The following is a 26,068-nucleotide window of genomic DNA, read 5'->3' on the forward strand; positions in this document are numbered from 1 at the left end:
GGAGTCTAGCCCCGGAAAGTCGCGTACAACCTGGCGAAGGTACGCGCGGCCGCGACCAGCTCGGCGACCGGCACGTACTCGTCGGCGGTGTGCGCGACCCGCGCCGAGCCAGGTCCGTACACGACGGCCGGGATGCCGAGCCGGTTGCGGAGGAACCGCGCATCGGTGCCGAGTTTCAGGCCGCGGACCGGCGCGTGCCCGGCCGCCCCCCGGAACTCCGCGACGAACGGGTGCTCAACGTCGAGTTCGGAGCCTTCGGCGAACGCGAGCACGGTCGTGTCGTAGTCGAACGCACCCACGGCGTCGATCAACCGGGTGATCTGGGCCAGTGCCCCGGCGCGGGTCTGGCCCGGCAGCACCCGGCGATCGACCCGCAGCCGGCACTCGGCGGCCACGATGTTGGCCGCGGTGCCACCGGCGATCGTGCCGACGTTGCAGGTGGGTGAGCCCAGCAGCGGATGAACGTGACCACCGAAGTCGGCCAGGTGCAGAGCGGAGACGATCCGCGCGGCGTCGGCGACCGCGGAACGCCCGACGCCGGGATCGCTGCCGTGCGCGGCGCGCCCGCGTACGGTGATCTCGGCCATCAGCACGCCCCGCTCGGCCACCCCCACCGCCAGCTCGCTGGGCTCGGGAACGACCGCCGCGTCAGCCTTCACCAGCCCGGAACCCACCAGCGCCTCGGTGCCCAGCCTGCCGCCGGTCTCCTCGTCCGCCACGAAATGGAAGGCGATCGTGGCCGGTGGCACGACACCGGCGTCCCGGCACGCACGCAATCCCTCGAGGGCCGCGGCGATCCCGCCCTTCATGTCGCATGCGCCACGGCCGTAGAGCAGGCCGTCCCGCACCTGCCCGCCGAACGGCGGCACCGCCCAGTCCGCCTCGACCACGGGAACGACGTCGATGTGCCCGTTGACGAGCAGCGTGGGACCGGCTCCGGAACCCACGTGACCCAGTACCGACGGCCGTCCCGGCACCGGTTCGAAGACCTCGATCGCGGCGCCGAGGTCGCGCAGCGCCGCCACCAGGGGTTCGACCACCGGCTGCTCGCCGCCCGGCGGGTTCCTGGTGTCGTGCCGGATCAGCTCCGCCGCCAACGCGGTCACCCGTCCGGTGTGGACGGCGGCCGCGGCCGCTTCGGCGGTCACGCCGATTCCCGGGCACGTGAGGTGATCGCGGCGAGCGCGTCGGCGTCGAGAAAGCCCAGTGGCGCCAGGCCTTCGGCGAAGCGCAGCAACGCGGGCCGGAACGCGACGACGTCGGCGAACAGGTCGGCGGCCTCGTGCTGCCTGCCGGCGCGGGCGAGCAGCAGCGCGCGCCAGAAATCGGCTTCCCGGTTGTCCGGCCCGATGACCTCCGCCGCGGAGGCGAGCGCGCGCAGGTGTGCCTCCAGCCGCTGAGGTTCGACGCCCTCGAACGGCCCGAGTGTCAGCCCGCGCGCGAACATGACGTCACCGACGGCACCGAACGCGCGCGACCGGGGCAGCAGCCGGGACAGCTCGGCGAGCGGGTCGGGATGGTCGTCGACCCGCAGATCCACGATCTTCTCGGCCCACGGTGCCGGGCCGCGCCGGCCCGACACCACCAGCAGGGCGGCGGACTGCGCACCGCGCACGTCTCCCCCGGCCGCCTCCCCCGCCCGGAGCCCGGCCAGGATCCGGTCGGCGAGGTCACCGTCGGCGGATTCGAACGCGGCCAGCGCGGCACGGCACACGGACGGATCACCCAGCATGTTCCCCTGCACCGTCACCCCGTCCCCCAGCGCCGCGGCGGCGTGTGGCGCGCACGAGCGCCCGGTGTGCGCGGCCACCGCACCCGTGGCATCGACGACACCCAGCTGCCGGTAGCCGGACTCGGGATCACCGGCCACCAGCTTGTCCACAGTGGATCGTGCGGATTCGCCCGCACGCAACAGGTCCAGGCCATGCGGACCGTGGCCGACGTCGACGAACGCCTGGGTCGCGACCGCGCCGACGCCGGCCTCCGCCCAGGGCAGCAACGCACCGACGCCGAAGAAATGGGTCTGGGCGCCCACCCCGAGCTGACCCGTGGCAGGGTCACGGGCGACGATCGAGTACGTCACGCGGCCGCTCCCTCGGCCTTGGCGAGGTGGTCCCGCAGGATGTCCGCCACCCGTGCCGGCTCCTCGAGCATCGGCAGGTGCCCCACCCCCGGCAGTGTCATCGCGGTGCCGCCGGTGGCCTCGGCCAGTTCCCGTGACATCGCGACCGGGCAGGTCGGATCCTCGGTGCCCGCCACCGCGAGCACCGGGACACCGGCCGCGGCGACCTTGCCGACCAGGTGCCGGATGTCGGCCCCGAAGGCCCCGCGCAGGATCCGCGCGATCACCGCTTCGGGCCGCGTGCCGACCGCTTCCGCCATCAGATCACCGATCGCGGCGGAGGACCGGTAGGCCGGGCCCACGATCTGCGGCACCAGATCGGCGAAATAGCCGGCGGTTCCCTTGGCCTCGAGTTCGGTCACCATCTCCTCGATGGCCTCGGCCGGCACCCGGGTGCCCAGTGTCGAGCCGAACGCCGTGACGCTGAGGACCCGTTCCGGGCGCAACGCGGCCAGCGCCACCGAGATCGTGCCCCCGAGCGACCCGCCAGCGAGGTGCACCCGGTCCAGTCCGAGACCGTCGAGCACGGCCAGGACGTCGACGACGTAGCCCTCCTCGACGGTGAACGGGCCCACTTGGCCGGAGCGCCCGTGCCCGCGCAGGTCCGGCGCCACGACCGGCCGGCCGAGCCGCTGCGCCACATCGGTCCAGACCACTGCGGCGGAGTTGATGGGGTGAAGGAGCACGAGCGGGGTGCCGGGCCGGTCGCCGGTCGTGCGCAACACCGACAGGCGACCGGTTTCCCCGGCGACGCTCACACGGTCCAGCGTCACCGTCACTCCGTTCCGTACTTGGGCATCTGCTGGTCCATCACGCTGCAGTGCATGTGCCAGATCTTCCACACCGGTTGGCCGTCGCCGTCGTCGCGCCGGTAGAACTCGGTGGTGCGAAACGGGGTGGGCACCGAGTCCGACTGCCCCGGCAGCAGCAGGTCGGCCACGCCCTCGGCCGTGAGCAGCGCGACGTCACCGAAAACCTGGACGTCCGGCCCGACGGTGTCCTTGATCGCGGTGATGTCCAGACCGATCTTCGCCGCGTTGACCCACAACCGGTGCTTGTCCCGCGCCCCGTGATAGGTGTGGCCGTTCAGGTTGAACTGGTGGTATTTGTCGCCCGACGGGAAGTAGTCCAGCATCCTGTCGGCGGCGAGGCCCACGTTCGTCTCGTACCAGCCCTTGTGCGCGTCGAGGATCTGCTCGCGGTCGCTGCTCATGATCTCTGCCCTTTCAGTACGTGAATTCGCCGGTCAGTTCACCGACGGCGGTGAGCGTCTCGTCCGCCCCGTCCGCGACCACGGTCGCGACGGTGACGGTGTCCGCGCCGGCGTCGAGGAACTCACCGATGCGCTTGCGTGCGGCGTTCTGGTCGCCCACGAGGCCGAAGATGTCGATCCACTCGTCCGGCATCTGCGCGGCGACGGTCTCGGGCCCGCCGCGCGCGAGCATGGCCGAGAGGTGCTCGTTGGCGCCGACCGCGCCGAACAGCGGTCCCGGGCCCGAGGCGGCGAGGTAGAACGCCAGGACGGCTTTGAGCGCCTCCCGCGCGGCGGCGACCTCGCCCGGGTCCCGCGTGACGTTGGCGGCGGCCAGCACGCTGATCGTGATCCGCTCGTCGCGACCGGCGGCCTTCGCGGCGGCGTCGAGTTTCTTCCGCGCCGCCCGCACGTATTCGACCGGGGCGAGCGCGCTGACCAGGAGCCCGTCCGCCAGTTGCCCGGTCAGTTCGAGTCCCTTGTCGCCGAGCACGCCCGTGAACAGCGGGACCGGCTGGGGCACCGGATGGGTGAGCGTGACCTGCCGGAAGGTGGCGAACTTCCCGTCGTGGTCGACGGTCTGCCCGGCCAGCAGCGCGCGGACCCCGGTCAGGGTTTCGCGCAGCGCGCTCATCGGCGACTTCTGGGTCAGCCCCATCTGCGCGGTCCAGGCCGGCACGCCGTGCCCGATGCCGGGGATCAGCCGGCCGGGGTAGGCGCGGGCGAGGGTGGCGATTTCCATGGCCAGCAGCGCCGGATGGCGGACCACCGAGGAGACGACGCCGATGCCGACCGGAACCCGGGAGGTGGCCCCGAGGGCGAGTGCCGCCCCCGCCACGCCACCGAGGAAGAAGTAGTCCTCGGGAAGCCACAGTTCGCCGTAGCCGGCGGCTTCCGCGGCAGCGGAGCGCTGACCGATCTGTTCCGGCGGGGTGGTACTGCCGAGCAGCACACCCAGCCGGCTGCGCGCGGGTTGAGTCATGAGGCAGGCTCCTGTGGTGCGGACCGGTGGTGAACGTTGTCCGCGAACACTACGAACTGAGACGCCGGGAGCGCTTCGGCCACGTCGACGAACCCGGGCCCGAGTGGCTGTGCGCGGTGCACCACGTACGTCCACTGCGGTCACCCGCTCCGGCGCTTCACTCTTCCAGATAGTGCAGGGCCAGGCATTCGACGCTGATATCCATGTACGGGTTCAGGGGCATGCCGGACAGCAGCCGGTGCAGTCGGTGGCGTCCTGTGCTTGCCACACCCCCACATTCGCCGAGGTTCCCGGGACGCGCCAGATGCGAAGGATGTGTCCCTTGCGCTGGTAGTCGGTCGCGTGGGCGCGCTCCCGCTCGAGCAGGCCCGACCAGTCTTTCTCGTCGAGCCCATCGGGTCGGGTGACTGTGATCCGGACCAAGAACTCCATCGGTTGTCTCCTTGCTCGGGCGGATTCCTGTCGATGTGTTCGCCCCGGCGCCAGATTGTGGCGGTCATGGTCCGAACCTCAGGGTGGTTCCCACGGAGGGCTGCAGGTAGCGGTCGGCCAGGTCGGTGGAGAAGCTGGCGTGGGTGGCGACACCGCTGCAATGCATGGGCACGGAGCTCCTCGCCGAACAGACCGCGACAGCGATCCACACCGCGCGGCTCCGGGGACGACGGGACTGGGCCGAGCAACAGCACCGCACACTCATGCTGCCGCCAAGAGGTGGCGCCGGGCAGTCACGAGTCAACCCAGCGCGACGTGCCCGACCCTTGCTCAGCAGAGCGGCTTGAACCTGACTCCGCCGCCGCGCGACAGCGGACGCGCGGCGGCGGAGGGTCACTGGGACTGGAAGAAGTCGATCGGTTACGTGGTCATCTGTGGATGCCCGTACTCGGGTGTGGGCAGCACTTCGAACACGTTCGGGCACAGGAAGTGCCGCACGGCTGGGTAATCTGCTGCCGCCAGCACGGAAGAACCGACCTCGAAGCGGCGCCCCTCTGTGAGGCACGGAGGGCGCGTGCAACACCGATGAGGAACTCGCACACGAGGCCCCGCTGGGGAAGCAGTCGCGCCGGGTCATCAATCTGCTGATCACCTCGACGCAGCTGAGCACCCAGGCGACCACGGCGGTGATCGCCGAGCGGGCCGGGGTCAACGCCTCCACGGTGGTGCGCACCGCGCACGCGCTGGGTTTCGACGGCTGGCCCGCCCTCCGCTCGGGGATCCGCACCCGTTACCTGGCCACCCTGTCGGCCCACCAGGTGCTCGCCGAGCACAACGGGTCGGTGTCGGACCCGGTCACCGGCGCCATCCAGCAGGATCTGCGCAATCTCGAAGCGCTGGCGCACGGCCTCGATGTCGCGGACGTGCATCGTGCGGCGCACCTGCTGCTGGAGTCGCGCCGCGTCGTGGTCACCGGGTCGGGCACCTTCGCCGCGCCGGGCCTGCAACTCACGCACACCTGCACCACGCTGGGGCTGGATTTCATCCTGGAGCGCCACGGCGGGACGCAGCTGGCCAACCGGGTGGCCACGTTGACGACGGACGACTGCTTCGTGATCTTCAGCTTCTGGCGGTTGCCCCGGGAGTTGCTGGCCGCGGCCCGGATCGCCCGGGACAACGGCGCGCGCGTCATCGTGGTGACCGACCGGCGGAGTTCGCAGCTGGTGCCGCTCGCCGACGTCACGATGGTGATCCCGAGCGAGGGCGTCGCCGCGCTGCCCTCCATCACCCCCGCGATCGTCGTGGTGCACGCCCTCACCGCAAAGATGGGCTGGATCGGCGGCCAGGAGGTACGGGGACCGCATCAGCCGCACCGAAGCCATCTGGGGACGGATGGACATCTTCGACGCCCACGGCTGATCACCCGCACGCCCCGGTGAGCAGCTTCGCCGCCAGCTCGACGAGTTCCTTCTTCTCTGCGCTAGTCAGCCGGGTCGGCGAGCCGTTCTCGTCGGTGTCGGCTTGGGCCATCCAATTCCGCAGGCAGGACTCGCTGATACCCAGATCCTTCGCCAGCGCAGCGACCGACTTGTCGCCCAGACGGGCCAGCTCGCCGCGCCGCGCAGCCGTGACGTGCCCGGACTCGAGGAACTCGGGCAGCGCCTGGGGCAGCGGCTGCCCGCGCACCAGCGCGCCGCCCTCGTGCACGGCGACTACCGGCTGGGCAACGTCGTCGTCGGCGGGGACGGCACGATCACCGCCGTCCTGGACTGGGAGATGCCACCCTCGGCGACCCGCTGACCGGCCTGGCCTCCCTGCTCGTGTGGTGGGGCGGCATCAGCGGCCTCGACAGCCCGGTCGCCGCTGTGCCCGGCAACGTCCCCGGGTTCCGGCCCGGCAGCACGCTCGCCGAGCACTACGCGCGGGCCACCGGCCACGACCTGTCCGGCGTCCTCCTGTGCGCGGTGCACCACGCACTCCATCGTGGACAGGACCGTCCCCTGCCGTGACGGCCGGGCGGGCTCGGCTCAGCCGCTGGGCGTGCGGAGTTCCTTGCTCAGCGCCGGGATCCGGGCGTCGACGAGCCGGTCGACGAAGCCGTCCGCCCCGCCGGGAAGGGTATCCGCCCCCTCGATCAACGTCACCCAGGCCGCGTTCTGGCTGGCCCCGGCCAGCGAGAGCGCCTCGAACTCGGTGTCGACCGTCTCGTCGATCAACCCGCGTCCCTTGAGTTCGCGCAGGTAGGAGGCGATGAGCCGCCACATGTGGGCAGGACCTGAGCCGGCCGCCCGGTGCGCGTCGGCGTAGTAGGTGAACAGCTCACGGTCGCCCATCACGGACCCGACGATCGGGGTACTCGTGCGGTAGAACGAGTAGAGCGCCTGTACCACATCGACCAGTCCGGAGCGCAGGTCGGCGCGCTTCGCCCGATCGAGCGCGTCGTAGACGGTGTTGGCCTCGGGCAGTCCGGCCGACAGGACCGCCGCCAGCAGCCCGCCCTTCGACCCGAAGTGCTTGAAGATCAGCCCCTCGCTGCAGCCGGCCACCTCGGCGATGCGCCGCGTGCGCAGCGTCGCGACCCCCTCCTGCCTGATCAACATGCTCGTCGCTTCGAGGATCTGCTCCCGCAGGGACATCGAGTCTCCCTCTCTCGTCTGCCGACCGGCCCGCCGTTGACACGACCGTCGCACGCATGCATCATAAACCACCAATGAGGTGAGCACTCACTCACCGCTCGGTGCGTGCCGAGACCTCAACGACGAGAGGGCGGTTCCAGTGGACCTGATGCGACCTCGGAGAACCTCCGCCGTGCCGGACCCGCCACGACGCAGGGACGGCGACCTCATCCTGTCGGGCCGGGGGGACTACCTCGATGACGTCCGCGTCCCGGGCTTGACCTACGCCGCGTTCGCCCGCAGCCCCCACCCGCACGCGCGGGTCCGTGGCTTCCGGACGGCGGCCGCGGAGGCCTGTCCGGGTGTTCTGCGCGTGCTGACCGGAAAGGAAGCAGCCGAGCTCATCGGCCCGATCCCCCATTTCGTCAGCCCTGCCAACATCGGCGGCAAGAGCGCCGAATTCGAATGCCTGGCGTCGGAGGAGGTGCACTACGTCGGCCAGCCGGTGGCGGCCGTGGTCGCCACCGACCCTGGCGACGCCGAAGCGGCGGCCGAGCTGATCGAAGTGGACTACGACGTGCTTCCGGCCGCGCTCCACGCGCGGCAGGCACTCACACCCGGTTCCGCCCGCGTGTTCTCGCAGTGGGAGGACAATCTCGTCGTCCGGGTCGCGTTCACCGAGGGTGACGTGGCAGGAGCATTCGAGTCCGCTCCCCACGTCCTGCGGGACCGGGTGAAGATCCAGCGCTATGGCACATCCCCGCTGGAACCACGCGGCTACATCGCACAGTGGAATCCGGACGGACGCCTCGTCATCCGCGCCGCCACGCAGATGCCCCATCCGTTGCGCTCCGCCCTGGCGGCCATGTTCGACCTGCCCGAAACCGCGGTCCGGGTCATCGCGCCGCGCCTCGGCGGCGCGTTCGGCCACAAGTTCCACGGCTTTCCGGAAGAGGGCGTCGTCTGCCTGCTGAGCAGGTTGGTGCGGGCACCCGTGAAATGGCTGGAAAGACGCGAGGACGCGATGCTGGTCGGCGCCCGCGAGATGGAACACGACCTGAGCATCGCCTTTGACGGCGACGGCGTGATTCTGGGCCTTCGTGACTCCATCGTCTGCGACGTCGGGGCGCTCGGAACCAGCGCGGGGTGGGGAATGGCGTTCGTGGCCGCGATGACGTTCCCCGGCCCGTACCGGGTGCCGGCCTACGAGGTCGAGAGCCTCGTCGTCGTCACGAACAAGGCCCCGTGGAACGGCGCCCGCGGCTACGGGAAGGAGTCGGCGTGCCTGGCGCTCGAACGAGCGGTCGACCTGGTGGCCGCCGAACTGTCGCTCGATCCGGCCGAGGTCCGCAGGCGGAACTTCATCCCCAGTACCGCTTTTCCTTACTGGACGGCGTCGAAACGGCTGGATTCCGGGGACTACGAAACGGTCCTCGACAAGGCGCTCACCCTCAGCGACTACCCGGAGCTCGTCGAAGGACGCCGGCAGGCGCGCGCCGCGGGCCGGCTCGCCGGCGTCGGGATAGCCTTCGAACTGACCCCGGAAGGCGGTGACTTTCCCGGCGGACTCGCCCGCGGGTTCGACACCTCGACCGTGCGGATGGATCCCAGCGGATCCGTGACGGTGCTGACCGGCGTCACGAGCCCGGGAACCGGGAACGAGACGGCCATCGCGCAGCTTGTGGCCGCGGAACTCGGCGTGTCCTTCGACCGGGTCCGCGTCGTGCAGGGCGACACCGACACCACGCCGTACGGATTCGGGAACGGGAGCAGCCGCCCACTGAACCTCGGTGGCGGCGCGGCGGTGCTCGCCGCCCGCGAGATCCGCGAGAAACTGGTCGCCGCCGCGGCGGTGGCCCTGGAATGCGATCCGGCAAGCATTTCCCTGGACCAGGACACCGCGGTCAGCGACAGCGGCGCGAAGATGCCGATCAGCGATCTGGCCCGCTTCGTCTACACGACTTCGATCGCGCACCCCGGAGTGCCGTACCAGCATCTCGAAGCGACCCGCAGCTACGCCCCCGAGCAGAATCTGCTGCACCAGCCGGATTCCGCCGGCCGCACCTCGTCCTATCCCACGTTCTCGAACTCGGCCCACGTCTGCGCGGTCGAGGTGGACGAGTACACCGGGCAGGTCACGCTCGCCTCGTACGCGGCGGTCGATGACTGCGGCGTCATCGTGAACCCGGTCCTCGTGCGCGGGCAGTTGCTCGGCGCGATCGCGATGGGCATCGGCGGCGCGCTGTGGGAAGAAGCCCGCTACGACGACCGGGGCCATCCGGTGGCCACGTCGTTCAAGAACTATCTCGTGCCGCGCAGTGTCGACCTTCCCCCGATTCGCCTTGGCCATCACACCACGCCGTCGCCGTTCACGCTACTGGGCACGAAAGGCGCTGGCGAGGGAGGTGTCGCGGGCGCGGTCGCCGCCGTGTGCAATGCCGTGAACGACGCGATCGCGCCCCTGGGCGCCCGCGTCAGCGAGATGCCGCTCAGCGGGCCGAACGTGTTGCGTGCCATCCGGGAGGCGACCCGATGATCCGCGATCGGCTTCGGTACCACGCGCCGCCCGATGTGGACATCGCGTGCCGCATCCTGGCCGACAGTTCCTCCGCCACCGTCATCGGCGGTGGCACGATCGCCGTGCCGCGGCTCGGTCGCGGCGAAGTGCGGGCGGACGACGTCGTCCATCTGCACCGCGCCGGGTTGACCGGGGTACGGCTGACCGGGGACGAACTCAGTATCGGCTCGATGGTGACCTACACCGAACTCCTTGCCACGCCGGGCATCGATCAGCTCATCCCACTGTTGTGCACGGTCGCGCGGGGGATCACCGGTGGCGACCAGATCCGCAACCAGGGCACGCTCGGCGGGTCGCTCTGCCACGCCAACCCCGCCTCGGACGTGCCGACGGCACTCGCCGCCCTTCAGGCACGCCTGATCCTCCGTAGCGTCCACGGCGAACGCGAGGTGCGTGCCGAGGAGTTCCTGCGTGGCGGTTTCCAGACCACCATCCGCCCGGGAGAAATCCTGACCCACATCCTCGTGCGCCCCGTCGAAAAGTCCGGCTACTGCAAATTCAAGCTCAGTGAAAGCAGCTGGCCAATCGTCACCGCGGCGGCGACCGTGAGCGGCGGGCGCTGTCATGTCGTTCTCGGCGGAGTGGAGCCGGCGCCGGTCCGGATCGACCTCTCCTCCGTCGTCACAACGGAATCCGCCATCAGAGAGCTCGTCGCCGCCACCGTCCGGCCGCTCTGGTCCGACGCACTGGCGCCCGCCGAATACCGGCACCTGATCAGCGGCGAGATCGCTGCCCGGGCCGTGGCACAGCTTGGAGGAATGTGAATGTCGAAGCCGAACGCCGAGGACGTTCCCGGCCGTGAGATCACGGTGACGGTGAACGGGGTCCAGCGCAGCGCCTGGTGCGCCGACCGGACGCTGCTGGTCCACTTCGTCCGAGAACAGCTGGCCTTGCCCGGAACGCATGTGGGGTGCCTGAACGGGGACTGCGGAGCATGCACCGTGCTCGTCGACGGCGCACTCGTCAAGTCCTGTCTGCAATTAGCGGCCGCCGCCGACGGCGCGGAGATCACCACGGTCGAAGGACTCGGCGAGCCCGGGAATCTGCATCCGGTCCAGGAGGCGTTCTGGGCGGAAGACGGGTTCCAGTGCGGATTCTGCCTGCCGGGCCACCTGCTCGTCACGCTGAAACTCGCCGAGCAGAAGGAAGACCCGTCAGAGGAGGAGATCCGGTCCGCGCTCGCCGGAAATCTCTGTCGCTGTACCGGATATCAGTCGATCGTCGCCGCCGTGCGGCGCGCGGTCCGGCAACCAGAAGGGGCCTAGCTTGCGCTCGCGGCAACAGATCAGCCAGATAACCGAGGCACGGCTGCGGGAACTGGCGGAGAATGTCTTCGCCTACATCCAGCCGGACGGCGGCTGGTTCGTCAACAATTGCGGCGTGATCGTCGACCCGAATTCCGGCGACTGCCTGGTCGTCGATTCGGCCTCGACGGAGGACCGCACCAGAAACCTGATCAGGACGATTCGGGAAAGCACCGGCCATACCGCCTCGGTTCTGGTCAACACGCATCATCACGGCGATCACACCCACGGGAATTACCTGTTCGACAACGCCGTGCACATCGCGCACAGGCTGTGCCGGGAAGAGCTGCGGCATTTCGCACTCCCCGCTCCTGGTTCGTTCTCCGACACCGTGGACTGGGGCGATATCCACGCCTGCCTGCCCACCGTGACCTTCGAGGAATCGCTGACCGTCCACATCGGCGAGCTGGCCTGCCACCTCGAACACGTGGGCACCGCCGCGCACACGACCAACGATGTGGTGGTCTGGCTGCCGGAGCGGTCCGTCCTCTTCGCCGGAGATCTGTTGTTCAACGGCGGAACACCGTTCGTGGTCCACGGTTCCATCGAGGGATCCCTGGCGGCGCTGCGCGCCCTGCGACGGTACGAGGCCGTGACCATCGTGCCCGGGCACGGCCCGGTGGCGGACGCGAGCCTGATCGACTTCGTGGAGTCCTACCTGCTCTTCGTGCAGGACCTCGCCGCCGACTGCTTCGCGCGCGGCCTGGCACCACTGGAGGCCGCCCGCCAGGCGGAACTCGGCGAATTCGAACGACTGCTGGATTCCGAACGCCTGGTGGGAAATCTCTACCGGGCCTACGCCGAAATCGAAGGACGGCCGCGAGGCTGCCGCCTCGACGACGGCCGGATTCTGGCCGACATGGTCGCCTTCAACGGCGGCCGGCCGCTCACCTGCTGGGCGTGACGATACAAATTTCGAACAAGGAGAACGGTTATGCGGTGGGTCAGCTACGTTTCACCAACCGACAAGAAGGAACGCATTGGCGCGGTGGTCGGCCAGCGCATTCACGGGCTGGCCGAACCCCCAACGCTGCGCGACCTCATCGCTCAGGGTCAGGAGGCCACGCACGCCGCCGCTGAGCGCGCGATCGACAGCCCGGCGGAGGTGCTGGACCTCGCGACGACCGAACTGCTCGCCCCCATTCCCGTTCCGCCGTCCGTCCGGGACTTCATGTCGTTCGAGGACCATGTCGCGACCTCGGCGCTGGCGGTCGGCGACCGGGTGGACGAGGGCTGGTACGACAATCCGGTCTTCTATTTCACGAATCCCGCGGCTACGACCGGCCCGGTGGCGGACATCGCCGTCGCACCCGGTTCGGACGAGCTCGACTACGAGCTCGAAGTCGCCGCCGTCATCGGACTCGCCGGCAGTGACATCTCCGTCGAGGACGCCGGGAAACACATCGCCGGCTACACGTTGCTGTGCGACTGGAGTGCCCGTGACCTGCAACTGCGGGAAATGCGGCAGTCCCTCGGCCCGGCGAAGGGCAAGGACTTCGCCACCTCCCTCGGACCAGTACTCGTGACACCCGACGAGATCGCCCACCTGCGCACCGGAGACGGCTACGCGATCACCATGACCGCCGAGGTCAACGGCAAGCCGTACAGCTCGGGGTCCTGGGCCGGCATTCACTGGTCGTTCGAGCAGATGGTGGCCTACGGGTCACGGGGCACACGGCTCGTCCCCGGTGACGTCATCGGCAGCGGGACGGTCGGCACCGGCTGCATCTTCGAACTCGCCCGCGTGCACGGACCGGACCGCTTCCCCTACCTGCGCCCCGGCGACGAAGTGGTGCTCCGCGCCGATCACCTCGGCGAGATCAGCGCCCGGATCGTCCCGGGGGCCGAGCCGCTGCCGCTGACCCCGGCGGCGCACGCGAAGGGGTAGCCACGTGCCGGCCTACGCCGGCGCCGGTCGTCCTGTCAGCGGCAGGCCGGTCGCGGCGTAGGCCTGGTCGATCAGGCTCTCCAGATCGTCTTCGCCGGTCACCCACCGGGCGAACGCGGTGCGGAACAGCGCGAGCGCGACCTCGACCTGCGCGATCGCGGTGAGTTCGCCGACTCCCCGGTCGATCAGCACGCGCGCGAGGGCCTCGGCCCAGGACTGCCCCTTGAGCAGCTCACGCTCGGCGAGTTCACGGTGCGCCCTGATCAACGCCGCCCGCTGGGCGAGCCGCTCCCGCCGCGGGGTCATATCGGCGGCGAGGGCGGACAACGCGTCCCGCAGCGCCTGGCCGAGCGGCTCGGGCGGATTCGGCAGCGCATCGACCAGCAGGCGCACCAGCCGATCGCCGTCACCGAAAAGCACCTCTCGCTTGTCGCCGAAGTGGCGATAGAACGTCCGCTCGGTCACCCCCGCGCGTTCGGCGATCGCGACGGCCGTGGTCTCGGCATAGCCGTCGCGTGCGAACAGCTCCAACGCGGCCTGCTGGAGCCGCTCCCGGGACCGTTCCCGCCGATTGACCATTGTGCCCTCCTACGTGGGCAAGACGACAGATACTGACACCCCCAGGATGGCAGATACTGACATTCCCGTGGTAGCGTCGTCAATGTCAGAAACTGACATCCGGAGGATGACGATGCTGGTCCGCACCGACACGATCACCGCACTGCGGTCGTCCTACCACGCTGGAGACGTCACGGCGGGCGAGGTCATCGCACGCCACCTCGGCCGGATCGAGACGTTCGACACGACGGTCAACAGCATCGTCACGATCAACCCGCGCGCGGCCGAAGACGCGGCACGGCTCGACGACCACCTCGAGCGGACCGGGGAACTCCACGGTCCGCTGCACGGGATCCCGGTCGTGATCAAGGACAACATCGACCTCGCGGGCCTCCCGACCGCCTTCGGTTCGGTGGCCTTCGCGGAGCACATCGCCACCAGCGACGCCGTCCTGGTCACTCGGCTCAAAGAGGCCGGAGCGGTGGTGCTCGGCAAGACCACCATGCCGGACTTCGCGGTGTCCTGGCACGGGCATTCCTCGCGCTCCGGCATCACGCGCAATCCCTACGACACCGCACGGGACCCGGGTGGTTCCAGCAGCGGCAGCGCCGCCGCGGTCGCGGCCGAATTCGCGGTGGCCGGAATCGGCACCGACACCGGCGGCTCGATCCGGGTCCCGGCCGCGTTGTGCGGGCTGGTGGGCCTGCGCCCCAGCGTCGGGCTCGTCAGCCGCGCCGGTACCGCCGCGCTCGTCGGTGACCAGGACTCTCCCGGCCCCATGGCCCGCTGCGTCGCCGACGTCGCGGCGTTGCTGGACGTACTCGCCGGCTGGGATCACCGGGATCCGTACACCGCGCTGCCCTCGGTGACCCGCCGGACGGGGACCTTCAGCGAGCGCATCGCCGCCGGAGCGTCGCGGGGGGCCCGCATCGGCGTCGTCCGTGCGCTGTGCGCGAGCGGCCCCGAGGACGATCCCGAGGTGGCGGGCGTGGTCGACGAGGCACTCGGCGCACTGCGCTCCCGCGGCGCGGTCCTCATCGAAGTCGAGCTGCCGAACCTCACCACGATGCTCCGCGACACCTTGATGTATTTCCTGCAGTCACGCCGGGACGTCAACCAGTACCTGGCCGACGCCGGTGCCCACACGCAGGACATCGCCGAGGTCGTCGCCCGGGGCGAGTTCTTCCCGCACCTCGCGCTGTTGCCGCCGCTCGCCGCCGGCCCCCGGGACCCCTGTTCCGCCCCGGCGTACGCACGCGCGCTGGAACGCCGGACTCACCTGCGCAACACCGTGGCGGGCCTGTTCGCCGAGCACGGCTTGGCCGCCCTGGCGTATCCCACGGTGCGGATCACGGCTCCGCTCTGGGCCGACGTCGAGGCCGGCACCTTCGAGGACGGCCCCGCCCACGGCCGGGACCGGGCACCGGGAACCTTCCCGACCAACACCTTGATCGCCGCGCAGTGCGCGTTTCCCGCGCTGACGCTGCCCGTCGGGCAGACCGGCCGCGGGCTGCCCGTCGGTCTCGAACTGCTCGGCCTCCCCCACCACGACGGAGATCTCCTCGCTCTGGCCAGCGACCTGGAGCTCGCGTGCCCTCCGCGCCCTGTCCCGACCGGCTACCAGCAGGTGGTGAACCCATGATCGACCCCGACGTTCCGATTATCGACGTGCACGCCCATTTCTCGCCCCCGGCCAGTGCCGAAGTTCGGCGGGCCCGGTGGGAAATGACCCGCCGGGAGCACTTCCTGGCCGAGGCGCCGTACGAGTGGAGCCTGACCGAAACGCTGGCCGTCATGGACGAGACCCGCACCGCGATGCAGTTGCTCAGCAACATTCCCGCCGACCTCGGCCAGCTGCGTGCCTCCAACGACTACGGCGCCGAGATCGTGGCCGCGCACCCGTCGCGGTTCGGGTTGCTGGCCGCGCTGCCCACCGACGATCCGGACGCGGCCATCGCCGAGATCCACCGGGTCGGTGACGTCGACGGGTGGGCCGTGCACGCCGAGTACAACGGGATGTCCCTCCAGGACCCCGTCCTCGACCCGTTGTGGGCGGAACTCAACCGGCGCCACGCGGTCGTGTTCGTGCATCCCAACGCCTACGTCCCCGCGGTCGCGGCGATGCCGAGGCCGCTGTTCGAGGTGGCCTTCGACACCGGCAGGACGGTCGTGGCCATGGTCTACACCGGCGTGTTCCAGCGATTCCCGGACATCACCTTCGTGTTCGCGCACGCCGGCGGCACCTTCCCCGTCCTCGCCGGCCGGCTGAGTCTGCTCGGCGCGGAATCGTGGGTGCCCAATCCCCTCGGGCTCAGCCGCGAGGCCATCGCCGCGATACTGCGCCGGCTCTGGGTGGACACCGCGGCCTCCGCCAGCACCCAGCAACTGGCCGCCGCCGTCGAGACGGTCGGCGAGGACCACATCGTCTACGGCTCGGACTGGGGCGTTCCCTGCACCGGGCGCGCATCGCTGACCCGCAACCTCTGCGCGCTCCGGGACAACCACGCCCTGTCCGAGGCCGCCCGCGCCGCGATCCGCGACCGTGCCGGCGTCCTGTTCCCCGACGCGGCGCGGCGCGCTGCTCAGTGGAACGCGGCGTGACGGTTTCAGCCAGCGGTGACCGGGATCCGCTGGTTCCATTCTGATCAGATCGAGACAGTGAGGAGTCTTCCCCATGACAGATTCGACTCAACGTCCTTCGCGTGCTCTCGTGCTGGGCGGGGGTGGGGTGACCGGCATCGCGTGGGAGGTCGGCGTGCTGGCGGGGCTGGCCGCCGGGGGTGTCGACTGGAGCAAGGCCACTTCGGTGATCGGCACCTCGGCGGGGTCGTTCGTGGGCACCGCGGTCGCCAGCGGCTACGACCTGGAGCGGCTCTTCGCCGCCCAGCTCGTCCCGGACGCCAACGAGGTGGACGTCAAGGCGTCCGAGGCCACGATGCAAGCCTGGTGGGCGGCACTCGAGGAGGGCGGCGACGATCCGCGCAAGGTCGGCGCGGCGATGGGGCGGATCTCCCAGGCCGACCCCGAGCCCGTACCCCCGGCCGTCCGCCGCCGGGTCGTGACGTCGCGGCTGGTCACCACCGACTGGCCCGCCGTCCTGAAGGTCACCGCCATCGACGCCGACACCGGCGAGCTGCACCTGTTCGACCGGCACTCGGGCGTGGACCTGGCCGACGCCGTCGCCGCCAGCGGCGCGGTTCCCGGGGTGTGGCCGCTCGAACGCTTCCAAGGCCGTTCCTGGGTGGACGGCGGCATGGTCTCCACCACCAACGCGCGCCAGGCCGCCGGGCACGACACGATCGTCATCCTGGCGCCGATGCCCGCCGGCTACGGACAAATTCCCGGCGCAGCCGCGGATGCCGAAGCGCTCGCCGAAAATGCCGACGTCCACCTCATCACACCCGACGAACACAGCGTCCAGGCCATCGGCCCCAACCCCTACGATCCCCAACGCCGCCCCGCCGCCGCACACGCCGGCCGAGCACAAGGCGAAGCTGTTGCGGACAACGTTTCGATGCTGTGGTGAGTCCCGGCGGGTAACGGCGGACAGTGCCCACGTCGGGCTCCTGGTCTGAATCGCCGGGCTGCGCTCCGCGCCGACTGTCCGGGGATTATGGTGCCTCGCGGTCAGGCGCCGGAGTGCCCGGCGAAGTCCTGTGAGCAGGAACAGGTCAACGAGGTCGTGGTCGCCCCTGGCGGTCGCGAATTCCGAGCCGCGCGAGGCCACCATGCGGGAGTGCCGTGACGACGATGGTGTCGAAGGGAACGGCGCCGGCCTGCCTCGCGACCCCCTGGCCGTGCTGTCCTGGCCGGCCCGCACCCAGCTGATCGGCGAACCCCTGCCCGCCGTTGCCGCAAACACATGGCGACCTACGAGATCCAACGCGAATCGTGCCGGTCGCCGAGTTACCGTGCACCGCGACAGGCAAGGTGCGCACGGCTGCCTTGCGTGATTCGGCGGGCGCGGCGGCGGCGTACCACGTACCGGGATCGGATGCCTGGACAGCTGTCCCGCACGGCGCTGGTGCGGTGCACCAACCTGGTCCGCCGCGATCTCACGATCCGTCCGCCCGCGCTGAGCCACTGGATCGACCGCGGTAGCCCGCTCGGCCAGGGCTGGCCGGCGTGCGGCAGCGGTTCTCGGCCGATCTCGCCTGATGGTCGGGTGTCAGCGAGGAGCGTCCGGGCGGCGTTCCTTGAGCGTGGACAGCAGCTTCTGCACGCTCCACATGCTGCGTTCGACGTGGGCGCGCATGGCGCGTTCGGCGTCGGCGGGTTCGCGCGCCGCCACGGCCGCCAGGATCTCGTGGTGCTCGGCGATGGTGGCGTCGTGGAAGGCGCCGCTCTCCGGCAGCAGTGCCAGCGCGGGGTGGCAGCACTGGCGTGACTCCTCGATGCCGCGTACGAGGAACGGGTTACCGCTGATGTGGGCCAAGGCGAGGTGGAACACCGCGTCGCTGCGCATGAACGACGCGTCGTCCGGCGCGCTCTGCAGCTCGTCGTGTGCGGCCTGGAGCGTCGCGAGCTCCACAGCCGTGCGCCGCTCGCTCGCCAGCCTTGCCACGACCGGCTCCACCAGGCACCGGTACTCCATTGCCAGCCGGATCTCGTCGCGGTTGCGGACCGCCTCGGCGATCACGTCCTGGAAGCGCGACTCGTCCTCGCTCGCGCCGCGGACGAACGCGCCGCCGTTGCGGCCACGACGCTGTTCGATCAGCCCCTCGGAGCGCAGCTGACGAAAGGCCAGCTGCACCGGTGTGCGGCCGACACCGAGCATCTCGGCGAACTCGCGCTCCGAGGGCAGCGCCGACCCCGGGGGCAGCAGCCCGAGCCGGATCTCCCGGCGCACGAGATCGGCCACGTACCGGTTGACGTCGACCTCCGGGGGCGGCAAGGCGACCGCGCGACCGGACAACCGGCTGACGTTCAACCCCACCGGTTCAGGCACCAGTCCCACTCTCTCGCCCAGGGACACCGCTCACCCGGTCATGTTAGCAAGCGCCCGTTTCCAGGCCCGCGCCTCAGGAATACCGTTCCCGCTCCCACTCGGTGACCGTGTTCTGCCACGCGTGCAGCTCCCACTCGCGGGTGCGCAGGTAGTGGTCGCAGAACCCGGCGCCGAGCACCTTGTCCACCCCGGCGTCACGACGGCGGAACTCGACGATGGCGCTTTCCAGGCTGGCCGGCAACGGCTCGTCGTACCGGTCCAGTGCACGGCGGTCCGGAATGGACCGCTCGGTCAGTCCGAAGTGGATGGAGGCGGCGATGGCCGCCAGTGTCAGGTAGGGGTTGCAGTCCGCGCCAGGCCGGCGCAGCTCGAACCGGCTCGAGCTGGAACCGCGGAGCAGGGCACGCACCGCGAACGACCGGTCGTCGGTGCCGCAGGAGGCGCGCACCGGCGCGAAATAGCCGGGCACGAGGCGTTTGTAGGAGTTGATGGTGGGGTTGTAGATCAGGCTCAGGGCGGGCAGGTTCGCCAGGACTCCCCAGGCGACCCGGCGGTAGGTTTCGTCGTCCGGGTCCGCCGCGGCCGAGCGCAGCACGTTGGCACCGGTGTCGTCCCACAGCGAGAAGTGGACGTGCGCGCTCGACCCTTCCTGCTGGGCGAACGGTTTGGCCAGGAAGCTCGCCCGCAGCCCGTGCCGCCGCGCGGCCTCAGCCGCGGCTAGCCGGAGCAGCGCCGCGGTGTCGGCGGCGGCCAGGCCGTCCTGCGGGTCGACGTTGACCTCGATGAGGCCGGGTGCTCCTTCAGCGTGCACCACCGACAGGCCCAGCCGGAGCGCGTCGGCGTAGCTGCGGAGTGTGCCGACGAACTCGGCGACCTCGGACAGCGTCAGCGGACTGTAGCTGAGCCCGGAACTGGCAGGTTCCCACCCGCCTTCCCGGAACAACCGGAACTCGAACTCGAACGCCGCCCGCACGGCGATGCCCTGGCCGGCCAGGGCGTCCAGCGCGCGCCGCAGCACCTGGCGCGGGCTGACCTCGCAGGGCAGGCCGCCGGTTTCATGGAGATCGCCCAGCAGCAGCGCGGCATCCGGGAACCACGGCACCGGCCGCAGGGTGGCCGGGTCGGGTCGCAACAGCAGATCCTTCGCTCCGCCGTTGAGCCCCATCGTCGGCAGCGTCGTGATCGGCTCGTCCCGGGGGTCCACGGCGAGCAGCAGGTCGGTGGTCGGCAGCCCCGCGGTGCGCGCCTGCTCGTCCACGACCCGCGGCTCGACCATCTTGCCGCGCAGGCCACCGTGAAGGTCGGGGAAGAGCAGCAGGAGCGAGCGCACGTCGGCGGGTCGATCGCCCACGGGGGTGGTGGCTGTCGCAGACAAGGTTCTCCCTCGACTTCCCTAATGGACTTCGTCAAGCACCTTTTTCTAGCAGAGCGCGACCAGCGGCCGCAAGAACTGCTTGACTTCAGTTGTGGCACCCGGCTACAAAAGGAGTATCAAACGCTCCAATTAGCCGAACACGAGGAGTGAGCCCATGACCGCAGCGTACGACCGCGACCCGCTGGAGACCGCCGCGCTGGAGCACCTGTGGCTGCACAGCAACGACCTCGAGTGGGACGAACTCACGCGCGGCGGCCTCCGCGTGTTCGTCGAAGGACACGGCGCGACCCTGACCGACGTGCGCGGCAACTCCTACCTGGACGGGCTTTCCGGCCTGTTCGTCGTCGCGGCCGGCCACGGACGCACCGAGATCGCCGACGCGATGGCCGCACAGGCCAGGAAGATCGCCTACACCGCCGCCTCCAACGCGGCCAACCCGGCCGCGATCGCCCTGGCCGAGAAGATCAGTTCGCTGACACCGGGCGATCTGGACCGCGTGTTCTTCTGCTCCGGCGGCTCCGAGGCCGTCGAGAGCGCGATGAAGATCGCCAAGCAGGTCCAGGCGATGCGGGGCTTCGGCAAGCGGTACAAGATCATCGCGCGCCGCGGGTCCTATCACGGCACCACGTTCGGCGCGGCCAGCCTGACCGGCAGCGCCAACGAGGGCTACTTCGGCCCGTTCATGGCGGGCGTGAGCAAGGTCCCCTCGCCCAACCACTACCGCAACGACTTCGGGCTGGAGGGCGAAGCCGGCGACATCATGTGCGCGCGGTTCGTCGAACAGGAGATCCTCACGCAGGGCCCCGAGCACGTGGCCGCCGTCATCGGCGAGCCGATCTCGGTCGCCAACGGCACCCACCTGCCCGGTCCCGTCTACTGGCAGATGCTGCGCGAGATCTGCGACCGCTACGGCGTGCTGCTCATCATGGACGAGGTCATCACCGGCTGGGGCCGCACGGGCACCTGGTTCGCCGCCGAGCACTACGGCGTCGTCCCCGACCTCATGACCATGGCCAAGGGACTGTCCAGCGGCTACGCGCCGATCGCCGCCGTCGCGGCGCGCTCCTCGTTGTTCGACGACTTCCGGCCCCACGGCCGCGCGCTCAACCACCTGATCACCTTCGGCGGTCACGCGGTCGCGGCGGCGGCCGCGCTCAAGAACATCGAGATCCTCGAACGGGAACGCCTCGTCGAGCGCTCGGCGGAGATGGGCACCTACCTGTTCGAGCTGGCCCAGCAGCTGCGCGAGCACCCGACCGTCGGCGACGTCCGCGGCGGGCAGGGCCTGCTGTGCGCGATCGACTTCGTCAAGGACAAGGGCACCAAGCAGGCGTGGGGCACCTCGCACCCGTTCATCAAGTTCCTGGCGCTGCGCACGCAGGAAGAGGGCCTGGTGACTCGGGTGTGGGACGTGCTCCACCTGGCCCCGCCGTTCGTCCTGACCCGTGCGGAGGCCGAGCGAGCGATCGAGATCGTCGACCGCTGCCTCACCGAGGCGGAACACAAGTTCGCCGACGAGATCGCCTGAGCCGCCATGACCACACCCGTCATCGGAGTCTGTGCCGCGTTCGAACCCGCCCGCTGGGGGTTCTGGGACCAGCAGGCCGCGATCCTCCCCGCCACCTACTTGGAGAAGGTGCGTACCGCCGGCGGGCTGCCGATCGGCCTCGTGCCCGATCCCCGCGCCACCGCGCGGCCCGAGCTGGTGCTCGACCGCGTCGACGGCCTGCTGCTGATCGGCGGTGTCGACCTGGAGCCGGACACCTACGGCGCGGCCAGGACCGAGCGCACTGAGGCGACCGCGCCGGAACGCGACGCGTTCGAGCTGTCCCTGGCCCGTGCCGCGCTCGCCCGGGATCTCCCGGTGCTGGGGATCTGCCGCGGCATGCAGATTCTCAATGTGGCTGCGGGCGGCACGCTGCACCAGCACCTGACCGACGCCGGGTTCGCCGAGCACCGGCGCAGCCCCGGACGGCTGGACAGCGCGACCTTCCACGAGGTCGACGTGGTGCCCTGCTCGCTCGCCGAGTCGCTGTCGGGCAGCGGCGTCCAGGTCGTGAACTCCCACCACCACCAAGGGGTGGACGCGCTGGGCGAGGGCGCGGTGGTGACGGCGTGGTCCATTCCGGACCGGCTGCCCGAGGCCATCGAGTTCCCGTCCTGCCAGTACGCCCTGGGTGTCCAATGGCACCCGGAGGTCGACCACCTTCAGCACGCGCTCACCGCCTTCGTCGCGGTCGCGGCGCGACCGGCCAGGGAGGACCAGCCAGCGTGACCACCATCGACGTGATCGAGCCCGCCACCGAGCGCGTGCTCGACACCCTCGAAACCACCGATGTCGCCGAACTGGACGCCATCGTCGCGCGTGCCGCGAAGGCGCAGAAGCTGTGGGCCGCGAAGTCCCCGCAGTACCGCGGGCAGGTTCTGCTCGCGGTCGCGGCGGCGATCGAGTCGAACTCCGAACACCTGGCACGACTGGAATCCCGCAACGTCGGGATGCCGATCACCGAGGCTCGGGGCGCGGTCGCGGGCGCGGCCGCGACCTTCCGCTACTACGCCGCGGCGCCGGAACGCCTGCTGGGACACACCATTCCAGTCGAGGGCGGCGTGGACATGACGTTCCGGGAACCGATCGGGGTCGTCGGCCTGATCACCCCGTGGAACTACCCGCTCACCATCGCGTCCTGGAAGGTGGCGCCGGGCTTGGCCGCGGGCAACGCGATCGTGCTCAAACCCGCGGAGCTGACCCCGCTCACCGCACGCGAGCTCGCCTCGCTCGCGACCGCGGCGGGTCTTCCGGAGGGTCTGCTGACTGTGCTGGTCGGCCCGGGCCGGACGATCGGCCGCGCGACGGTCGAGCACCCGGGCATCGGCAAGATCGCCTTCACCGGGTCCACCGAGGTCGGCAAGGACATCGCCCAGCGCGCCGCAGGCACCCTCAAGCGCGTCACGCTGGAGCTGGGCGGCAAATCGGCCGCGCTGGTGTTCGCCGACGCCGATCTCGACGCCGCGGCGAGCGGCTTGCCCGTCGCCGTCTTCGGCAACTCCGGGCAGGACTGCTGCGCGCGGTCCCGCGTGTTCGTCGAGCGGCCCGCGCTGGAGACGTTCATGGAGAAGCTGGAGAAGGTGGTCGGCGGGATCGTGGTCGGCGATCCGCTGAATGAGAGCACCCAAATGGGGCCGCTGGTCTCGGCGGGCCAGGCGGCACGGGTGCGGGCCTATGTGGACGGTGCGCCGGTGCTCTTCCGCGGTGTCGCACCAGGGGGCCCGGGTTACTGGGTTCCGCCCACGGTGCTGTACCCGATCGACGACCGGCACCCGGCGGCGCGGGAGGAGATCTTCGGCCCGGTCGTGTCGGTGTTCGCCTTCGACAGCGAGCAGGAGGCGCTGGCCCGCGCCAACGACACGGTGTACGGGCTGGCCGGGTCGATCTGGACGTCCGACGCGGCACGGTCCCTGCGGGTGGCGCGTGCCGTCGACGCAGGCGCCCTCGCGGTCAACTCCTACACGTCGGTGCGCATCACCACGCCCTTCGGCGGGTTCAAGCAGTCCGGTCTCGGCCGCGAACTGGGCCCGGACGCGCTCGACGCCTACACCGAGGTGAAGAACGTCTTCTTCAGCACGGCGGGCTGACACCGGCGTGGCCCGCGAAGAACCGGGTGAGCATGAAGTGGGCCTGGGCGAGGACGGCGGGATCGCCGTCCTCGTCGCCGGTGAAGGCGAACTGCACGAGCCGTTCCAGCGCGTGCAGGGCCACGCTGCAGTGGGCCTGGGTCAGCCCCGCGAAGGCCGGCGCGTGCTGGCGGAACTGGTCCAGCACGCGGGCGGCCCAGTCCTCGATGCACAGCTCGTCGAGGGTGCGGACGCGTTCGGTGAGGTTCTGCCGCACCCACAGTTCGCGGACCAGCGGGATGCGGTGTTCCTGCGTGTAGTAGTCGATCAGGACGTCGATGATCTCGGTCCACGCCTGGCCCGGCCGGTCCTTCAGCGCCCGCGCGAGCCCTTCGGTCGAGACCTGCATCTGACGGTGGCACAGCTCTTCGAGCACCCGTTCCGGAGACTCGAAGAACGCGTAGAACGATCCCCGGCTGACGCCCGCCTTCTCCAGCAGCAGCGTCGGTGACCCCACGACCGCTTCGTAGCCGAGGGTTTCGACCAGCTCCGTCGCGGTGTCCAGCACGTGCTCGACCATGGCCCTGGACCGCTCCTGGACCGGCAGTTTGCGCAGTCCGCCCGCGATCGGGGCACGCGGATCGGATCTGCTCTCGTACCCGGTCCGTCTCATCGGTACTCCCCCGTTCCGCCTGTTACGACCACGTTACACGACTCTAGTCGCGTTACCAACCTGGACTGCGGTCACGTCTCCAGTATTCTTCGGCACAGGAAAACGGCGGCGCCAGACAACGCACAACGCTCGGCTGGGGTGTCCCAACCGAGCGTTGTGCGTGCGGGTCGTTGATTCGGCGGCGGTTGCCGTCGAGGTGTCCGCCGCTCCGAACGGCCGCTGGTGTTTGTCGTTGCCGCGAGGCTCCGTCCCCCGGTCGCCGACCGGGGGACGGAGCCTCGCGGCGGGTCAGACCGCGGCCAGCGGCAGCACCGTCTGCGCATTGCGGACCAGGATCTGCTCGAGCGCGTCGTCGTCGGCGCCCTTGCGCTTGAGCCACGGGACGATCACGCGGTGGATGTAGCCGTAGCCGTTCCCGCCGAACTTCTGCCTGCTCGTCTTGAAGCAGATGTCGTGCGACAGCAGCAGCCGGTCGGCGAGGCCGGCCTTGATGAGACCGAGGATGGTCTCCACGCGCAGCTCGTCGGACGGGTAGACGAAATCCACCTCCGGCTCGTACCCGCTGGGGTAGCCGAACAGGTCGAGCTCGACGTAGCAGCCCAGCTCCCCGACCACGTCGAGGAACCGCGGATCCCGCGAGAACCCGTCGCAGTGCCCCATGATCACCCGGCTCATGTCGGCCCCGAGACCGGCGATGCGGCGGCCGATCTCGAGCAGCGTGTCGGCCCCGGGCACGTAGTACGGGTTGTGGATGGACAGTGCGGCGCCGGTCTGCCGGGGCGCCCGCACGCTCGCGGCCAGCGCCCGCTCCTCCAGCGGGTCGATCGGCCAGGACAGGCCGACCTCACCGACGATGCCGGCCCGCACGTCGGTGCCCTCCATGCCGACCGTGATGTCCTCGACGATCTCGGCGACCATCGCATCCTCGGTCATGGACCTGCGCTCGTCGGGCCAGCTCGCCGCGACGTAGTAGGTCGACCCTGCCACGATGTGCACGCCGGTCACCTCGGAGACGTACCGCAGGCCGGCGGCGTTGCGTCCCATGCCGATCGGGGACAGGTTGACCAGCGTGCCGACCCCGAGATCGGGCAGGACCGAGAGCTCGTCGATCGCGTCCTTCTCGTCGCCCATGTGCAGGTTCCCGCGGTTGGTGCACGGGTTCTCGCGCCAGTGCCACAGGTTTTCCAGGGTGGGGCTGGAGTCGGGGTCCCGCGAGGCGCGCGGGTCCTCACCCGGGTCCCAGTACATGTCCACGGCACCGAAGACGTGCTCGTGCGGCAAGGTGGCGCCCATCTCGGCGGGGTCGATGTCCCCGCGGACAGTGCGTAACGTGCCCGGCATCTGTCACTCCCTTGTGGTCAGAACGCGGTGTAGACCTTGAACACGGTTTCGTGGATGTCCCACGTGCCCGTCCAGCCGAGCGGGAAGACGGCGCTGTCGCCGGCCTTGATCTCGTAGGACTCGCCGCCGTCCTCGGTGACGGTCATGCGGCCCTCGAGCATGGTGATGGATTCGTTGGTCTCGAAGACCCAGCGGGACGGCCCGGGCGCGCACTCCCAGAGGCCGACTTCGAGCACCCCCTCACCGGTCCACAACTTCTTGCCCGCGGTCCGCATCGGCTCGCCGGTCGCCTCGGGCAGGGGACCCCAGTCCTCCAGCTCGACCGAGCGCGCGTCGGTGAGGACCACCGTGGGCACGGAGGAGGTGTGTGTCATCGCTGCTGGTTCCT

26 protein-coding genes and 1 pseudogene are annotated in these 26,068 nt (G+C 70.3%); 14 read left to right on the forward strand and 13 right to left on the reverse strand.

Going from position 1 to position 26,068, the window contains the following annotated elements; translation table 11 throughout:
- Window positions 1-5: 5 nt before the first annotated feature.
- From D0D28_RS16430 to D0D28_RS16455, 6 genes and pseudogenes are all read right to left on the reverse strand, one after another.
- Window positions 6-1,148 (reverse strand): M20 family metallopeptidase, encoded by a 1,143-nt coding sequence (locus tag D0D28_RS16430; RefSeq protein WP_116111164.1) that lies wholly within the window; start codon window positions 1,146-1,148, stop codon window positions 6-8.
- Window positions 1,145-2,083 carry a DUF1028 domain-containing protein gene (locus D0D28_RS16435; RefSeq protein ID WP_116111165.1) on the reverse strand — a complete coding sequence of 313 codons (939 nt, stop codon included), beginning with the start codon at window positions 2,081-2,083 and terminating at the stop codon, window positions 1,145-1,147. Before D0D28_RS16435 ends, D0D28_RS16430 begins: the two co-directional genes overlap by 4 nt.
- Window positions 2,080-2,895: an alpha/beta fold hydrolase gene (locus D0D28_RS16440; protein WP_240323233.1), complete on the reverse strand. Its 816-nt coding sequence runs from the start codon at window positions 2,893-2,895 to the stop codon at window positions 2,080-2,082. The genes D0D28_RS16435 and D0D28_RS16440 overlap by 4 nt, the downstream gene beginning before the upstream one ends.
- A 2-nt stretch (window positions 2,896-2,897) precedes the next feature.
- On the reverse strand, window positions 2,898-3,335 hold the full coding sequence (locus D0D28_RS16445) for a nuclear transport factor 2 family protein (RefSeq protein ID WP_116111167.1): 438 nt from the start codon (window positions 3,333-3,335) through the stop codon (window positions 2,898-2,900).
- Window positions 3,336-3,348: 13 nt separating this feature from the next.
- Window positions 3,349-4,356: an LLM class flavin-dependent oxidoreductase gene (locus D0D28_RS16450; RefSeq protein WP_116111168.1), complete on the reverse strand. Its 1,008-nt coding sequence runs from the start codon at window positions 4,354-4,356 to the stop codon at window positions 3,349-3,351.
- Window positions 4,357-4,513: 157 nt separating this feature from the next.
- Window positions 4,514-4,788, reverse strand: a pseudogene (locus tag D0D28_RS16455) (muconolactone Delta-isomerase).
- Between the two features lie 611 nt (window positions 4,789-5,399).
- Here D0D28_RS16455 and D0D28_RS16465 point away from each other — a divergent pair.
- The 3 genes from D0D28_RS16465 to D0D28_RS36810 all read left to right on the forward strand — a co-directional run bounded on the left by D0D28_RS16465 (window position 5,400) and on the right by D0D28_RS36810 (window position 6,797).
- Window positions 5,400-6,227 (forward strand): MurR/RpiR family transcriptional regulator, encoded by an 828-nt coding sequence (locus D0D28_RS16465; RefSeq protein ID WP_275895909.1) that lies wholly within the window; start codon window positions 5,400-5,402, stop codon window positions 6,225-6,227.
- Between the two features lie 82 nt (window positions 6,228-6,309).
- Window positions 6,310-6,588, forward strand: a complete 279-nt coding sequence (locus D0D28_RS36805; protein WP_240323234.1) for a phosphotransferase — start codon at window positions 6,310-6,312, stop codon at window positions 6,586-6,588.
- A gap of 20 nt (window positions 6,589-6,608) precedes the next feature.
- A complete protein-coding gene (locus D0D28_RS36810; RefSeq protein ID WP_240323235.1) occupies window positions 6,609-6,797 on the forward strand; it encodes a hypothetical protein in 189 nt (62 codons plus the stop codon).
- Between the two features lie 18 nt (window positions 6,798-6,815).
- On the opposite strand, the gene D0D28_RS16480 is transcribed toward D0D28_RS36810, so the two are convergent.
- A complete protein-coding gene (locus tag D0D28_RS16480) occupies window positions 6,816-7,424 on the reverse strand; it encodes a TetR/AcrR family transcriptional regulator (RefSeq protein WP_116111171.1) in 609 nt (202 codons plus the stop codon).
- Window positions 7,425-7,596: 172 nt separating this feature from the next.
- Here D0D28_RS16480 and D0D28_RS16485 point away from each other — a divergent pair, with 172 nt between their 5' ends.
- Genes D0D28_RS16485 through D0D28_RS16505 form a run of 5 tightly spaced genes read left to right on the forward strand, consistent with a single transcriptional unit; the run spans window position 7,597 to window position 13,173 of the window.
- Entirely contained in the window at window positions 7,597-9,939 is a 2,343-nt protein-coding gene (locus D0D28_RS16485; protein WP_162831094.1) for a xanthine dehydrogenase family protein molybdopterin-binding subunit, read from the forward strand.
- On the forward strand, window positions 9,936-10,745 hold the full coding sequence (locus D0D28_RS16490; RefSeq protein ID WP_116111173.1) for an FAD binding domain-containing protein: 810 nt from the start codon (window positions 9,936-9,938) through the stop codon (window positions 10,743-10,745). The genes D0D28_RS16485 and D0D28_RS16490 overlap by 4 nt, the downstream gene beginning before the upstream one ends.
- Complete coding sequence (locus D0D28_RS16495; RefSeq protein WP_116111174.1) at window positions 10,746-11,246, forward strand: (2Fe-2S)-binding protein; 501 nt, start codon at window positions 10,746-10,748, stop codon at window positions 11,244-11,246.
- 1 nt (window position 11,247) lies between these two features.
- Window positions 11,248-12,189 carry an MBL fold metallo-hydrolase gene (locus D0D28_RS16500; protein ID WP_240323236.1) on the forward strand — a complete coding sequence of 314 codons (942 nt, stop codon included), beginning with the start codon at window positions 11,248-11,250 and terminating at the stop codon, window positions 12,187-12,189.
- A gap of 30 nt (window positions 12,190-12,219) precedes the next feature.
- Window positions 12,220-13,173, forward strand: a complete 954-nt coding sequence (locus D0D28_RS16505) for a fumarylacetoacetate hydrolase family protein (RefSeq protein ID WP_116111175.1) — start codon at window positions 12,220-12,222, stop codon at window positions 13,171-13,173.
- Window positions 13,174-13,185: 12 nt separating this feature from the next.
- Here D0D28_RS16505 and D0D28_RS16510 read toward each other — a convergent pair whose 3' ends face one another.
- Entirely contained in the window at window positions 13,186-13,704 is a 519-nt protein-coding gene (locus D0D28_RS16510; RefSeq protein WP_162831100.1) for a TetR/AcrR family transcriptional regulator, read from the reverse strand.
- Between the two features lie 154 nt (window positions 13,705-13,858).
- On the opposite strand from D0D28_RS16510, the gene D0D28_RS16515 reads away from it, so the two are divergent.
- From D0D28_RS16515 to D0D28_RS16525, 3 genes are all read left to right on the forward strand, one after another.
- Window positions 13,859-15,373: an amidase gene (locus D0D28_RS16515; RefSeq protein ID WP_162831095.1), complete on the forward strand. Its 1,515-nt coding sequence runs from the start codon at window positions 13,859-13,861 to the stop codon at window positions 15,371-15,373.
- Window positions 15,370-16,332, forward strand: coding sequence for an amidohydrolase family protein (locus D0D28_RS16520; protein ID WP_116111178.1), 963 nt, complete (start codon window positions 15,370-15,372; stop codon window positions 16,330-16,332). The genes D0D28_RS16515 and D0D28_RS16520 overlap by 4 nt, the downstream gene beginning before the upstream one ends.
- 73 nt (window positions 16,333-16,405) lie before the next feature.
- A complete protein-coding gene (locus D0D28_RS16525) occupies window positions 16,406-17,257 on the forward strand; it encodes a patatin-like phospholipase family protein (RefSeq protein ID WP_116111179.1) in 852 nt (283 codons plus the stop codon).
- 642 nt (window positions 17,258-17,899) lie between these two features.
- On the opposite strand, the gene D0D28_RS16530 is transcribed toward D0D28_RS16525, so the two are convergent.
- Both D0D28_RS16530 and D0D28_RS16535 read right to left on the reverse strand, forming a co-directional pair.
- Window positions 17,900-18,679 carry a FadR/GntR family transcriptional regulator gene (locus D0D28_RS16530; protein ID WP_162831096.1) on the reverse strand — a complete coding sequence of 260 codons (780 nt, stop codon included), beginning with the start codon at window positions 18,677-18,679 and terminating at the stop codon, window positions 17,900-17,902.
- 73 nt (window positions 18,680-18,752) lie between these two features.
- Window positions 18,753-20,030, reverse strand: coding sequence for a glutamine synthetase family protein (locus D0D28_RS16535; protein ID WP_205413282.1), 1,278 nt, complete (start codon window positions 20,028-20,030; stop codon window positions 18,753-18,755).
- 178 nt (window positions 20,031-20,208) lie between these two features.
- On the opposite strand from D0D28_RS16535, the gene D0D28_RS16540 reads away from it, so the two are divergent.
- From D0D28_RS16540 to D0D28_RS16550, 3 genes are read left to right on the forward strand one after another with little or no spacing between them, the layout of a single operon-like run.
- A complete protein-coding gene (locus D0D28_RS16540) occupies window positions 20,209-21,582 on the forward strand; it encodes an aspartate aminotransferase family protein (RefSeq protein ID WP_116111181.1) in 1,374 nt (457 codons plus the stop codon).
- A 6-nt stretch (window positions 21,583-21,588) separates the two neighbouring features.
- A complete protein-coding gene (locus D0D28_RS16545; protein WP_116111182.1) occupies window positions 21,589-22,329 on the forward strand; it encodes a gamma-glutamyl-gamma-aminobutyrate hydrolase family protein in 741 nt (246 codons plus the stop codon).
- A complete protein-coding gene (locus D0D28_RS16550) occupies window positions 22,326-23,687 on the forward strand; it encodes an aldehyde dehydrogenase family protein (RefSeq protein ID WP_116111183.1) in 1,362 nt (453 codons plus the stop codon). Before D0D28_RS16545 ends, D0D28_RS16550 begins: the two co-directional genes overlap by 4 nt.
- Here the strand turns inward: D0D28_RS16550 and D0D28_RS16555 are convergent.
- From D0D28_RS16555 to D0D28_RS16565, 3 genes are all read right to left on the reverse strand, one after another.
- On the reverse strand, window positions 23,671-24,339 hold the full coding sequence (locus D0D28_RS16555; protein WP_116111184.1) for a TetR/AcrR family transcriptional regulator: 669 nt from the start codon (window positions 24,337-24,339) through the stop codon (window positions 23,671-23,673). The genes D0D28_RS16550 and D0D28_RS16555 overlap by 17 nt on opposite strands.
- A gap of 288 nt (window positions 24,340-24,627) precedes the next feature.
- A complete protein-coding gene (locus D0D28_RS16560) occupies window positions 24,628-25,680 on the reverse strand; it encodes a phosphotriesterase family protein (protein WP_116111185.1) in 1,053 nt (350 codons plus the stop codon).
- Window positions 25,681-25,697: 17 nt separating this feature from the next.
- Complete coding sequence (locus D0D28_RS16565; RefSeq protein WP_116111186.1) at window positions 25,698-26,054, reverse strand: cupin domain-containing protein; 357 nt, start codon at window positions 26,052-26,054, stop codon at window positions 25,698-25,700.
- Window positions 26,055-26,068 lie beyond the last annotated feature (14 nt).

The organism is Amycolatopsis ruanii, from assembly GCF_003385175.1.
GTDB classification, from domain to species: domain Bacteria; phylum Actinomycetota; class Actinomycetes; order Mycobacteriales; family Pseudonocardiaceae; genus Amycolatopsis_E; species Amycolatopsis_E thermalba.

Excerpts from the sequence above, each read along its gene's own strand:
- D0D28_RS16505 (WP_116111175.1), top strand. The coding sequence starts at position 12,220 with ATGCGGTGGGTCAGCTACGTTTCACCAACCGACAAGAAGGAACGCATT.
- D0D28_RS16540 (WP_116111181.1), top strand. The coding sequence starts at position 20,209 with ATGACCGCAGCGTACGACCGCGACCCGCTGGAGACCGCCGCGCTGGAG.
- D0D28_RS16560 (WP_116111185.1), bottom strand. The coding sequence starts at position 25,680 with ATGCCGGGCACGTTACGCACTGTCCGCGGGGACATCGACCCCGCCGAG.
- D0D28_RS16445 (WP_116111167.1), bottom strand. The coding sequence starts at position 3,335 with ATGAGCAGCGACCGCGAGCAGATCCTCGACGCGCACAAGGGCTGGTAC.
- D0D28_RS16545 (WP_116111182.1), top strand. The coding sequence starts at position 21,589 with ATGACCACACCCGTCATCGGAGTCTGTGCCGCGTTCGAACCCGCCCGC.
- D0D28_RS16525 (WP_116111179.1), top strand. The coding sequence starts at position 16,406 with ATGACAGATTCGACTCAACGTCCTTCGCGTGCTCTCGTGCTGGGCGGG.
- D0D28_RS16480 (WP_116111171.1), bottom strand. The coding sequence starts at position 7,424 with ATGTCCCTGCGGGAGCAGATCCTCGAAGCGACGAGCATGTTGATCAGG.
- D0D28_RS16515 (WP_162831095.1), top strand. The coding sequence starts at position 13,859 with ATGACGATGCTGGTCCGCACCGACACGATCACCGCACTGCGGTCGTCC.
- D0D28_RS16555 (WP_116111184.1), bottom strand. The coding sequence starts at position 24,339 with ATGAGACGGACCGGGTACGAGAGCAGATCCGATCCGCGTGCCCCGATC.
- D0D28_RS16520 (WP_116111178.1), top strand. The coding sequence starts at position 15,370 with ATGATCGACCCCGACGTTCCGATTATCGACGTGCACGCCCATTTCTCG.
- D0D28_RS16495 (WP_116111174.1), top strand. The coding sequence starts at position 10,746 with ATGTCGAAGCCGAACGCCGAGGACGTTCCCGGCCGTGAGATCACGGTG.
- D0D28_RS16450 (WP_116111168.1), bottom strand. The coding sequence starts at position 4,356 with ATGACTCAACCCGCGCGCAGCCGGCTGGGTGTGCTGCTCGGCAGTACC.
- D0D28_RS16490 (WP_116111173.1), top strand. The coding sequence starts at position 9,936 with ATGATCCGCGATCGGCTTCGGTACCACGCGCCGCCCGATGTGGACATC.
- D0D28_RS16565 (WP_116111186.1), bottom strand. The coding sequence starts at position 26,054 with ATGACACACACCTCCTCCGTGCCCACGGTGGTCCTCACCGACGCGCGC.